The 1,751-nt window shown below is 73.8% G+C and carries 1 protein-coding gene; it reads right to left on the reverse strand.

From position 1 onward, the window contains the following. On the reverse strand, positions 1–1,416 hold a 1,416-nt coding region (locus tag LCD31_RS28690), incomplete at its 3' end, for a PrsW family intramembrane metalloprotease (protein ID WP_224963309.1). Positions 1,417–1,751 lie beyond the last annotated feature (335 nt).

Consider the following 1,751-nt stretch of genomic DNA (forward strand, 5'->3'; position numbering starts at 1 on the left):
GGTGGGTGGCGGGTTCGGCTGCCTGCGGGGCGCGGCCTGCTGCGGACGCCCAACCGGCTGCTGCCGCGGGGCGGGGCGCCGCTGCTCACCGGCGAGGTCCGGCCGAGGACGGGCTCCGGCGCGATCCGGTTGCGGTGCCGCGGCCGAGTTCCGGACGGGATCCACCGGGCGCTGCGGGCGGGCTCCCGGACGGCGCACGCTCTGCGTCAGCTCGTGGATCTTCACCCGCGCCGTCTGGAACGCGTCCTGCGAACCGACCGCGGACCGGCGCGCCGCCTTCAACTCCTCGATCAACTTCTCCCGGCGGGCGCGGCGGACGGCGCTGGTGGTGCGGCCCTCGGCGGCGCGGTGCTGCAGGAACGCCAGCTCGGTCACGGCGATCTGGTAGTCCCGCACGGCCTTCGCCGGTTCCGCGCCCGCGCTCTGCCGGACCTTGCGCTGCCAGCCGCGGCGGCCCGCCAGCGAGGCCAGCATCTCCACCTCGCTGCGCGGGATCAGTCCGGCGCGCTGCAGCACCGGAAGCTGGTCGGCGACGATCCGCTGCTCCCGCTTGCGCTGCCACACCACGAGCCACCCGGTGCCCGCGAAGATCGGGAGCATGATCAGGAAGTACACGTTGAGGAAGCCGGTGCCGCCCAGCAGCGTCGACGCGTTCCACGCCGCGTGCAGCAGCACCGCCACCACGAACCCGCCGGCCGGCCACAGCAGCCGCTTCGTCGTGTCCGTGGTCCGCGAGGCCAGCCCGATGCCGATCCCGACCATCGAGGTGAACAGCGGGTGCGAGAACGGCGCCAGCACCCCGCGCAGGATGAACACGGCGATCACGCCACCCGCCGCGTTGCCCCAGCCGCCCTCGGAGAAGGCCTTGCCGAAGTACAGGATGTTCTCGGTGAACGCGAACCCGGCCGCCGTCAGGCCCGCGTAGACGATGCCGTCGACGAGCCCGTTGAACTCGGAACGCCGCCAGAACCACAGCGACACCACGAACAGCGCCTTCGCGCCCTCCTCCACCAGCGGCGCCATCAGCGCCCGCTCGAAGAACACGTGGTCGCTCGGCCCGAACAGCAGCTCGCCCAGCCCGATCACCGAGTCGTTGAGCAGCAGCGAGCAGCCCGTCGCACCTCCGGCGCCCCACAGGAACGCGCCGAGCATCAGCATCGGCGGCTCCGGTTCCCACCGGTCGATCCACACGATCGCGGCGAAGACCACGCCGACCGGGATCAGCGCCGCCAGCGCGCCCACCAGGGCGGGCAGCACCCCCACCCTGGAGGTCGCGACACCCACCATGACCAGGCCGATGATGCCGAGCAGCAGCAGCCCGGCCACCGGCCAGCCGACCGCGGAATGCTTGCGGGTCTGCAACCTGCGCGCACCGGAGAGGTCGGGCGCAGGACCGGGAAGATCAGGTGTGGACACGTCCGAAACCCTAGAACGCGGCCTCCGGCGCCCGCACCGCCTGGGGGCGGATGAGCACCGCTCGCCCGGCGGACTCCCGCGAGGTGACCGGGCGGTTGGACCGGGCGGATCAGGCGGGTGGGCCGTTCACCGGGGCGGCGCGGGTGCCGCCCGGGACGGCGATCAGCCGCGGCGCCTGCGGCGGCGCTTGGACTCGCGGCCCTCGCCGGAGTCGCCGTAGGCGGCGAGCAGGTCGGTGACCGAGGTGCCCTCGGTGTGCGCTCCCGCCGGGACCTCGCTGGTCGGCAGCCGCTGGTGGAGCAGCCTCCGCCGCGGCCGTCGAAGTCCCGCAAGTC

The sequence above is a fragment of the Saccharopolyspora sp. 6M genome (assembly GCF_020176775.1).
GTDB classification, from domain to species: Bacteria; Actinomycetota; Actinomycetes; order Mycobacteriales; family Pseudonocardiaceae; genus Saccharopolyspora_C; species Saccharopolyspora_C gregorii.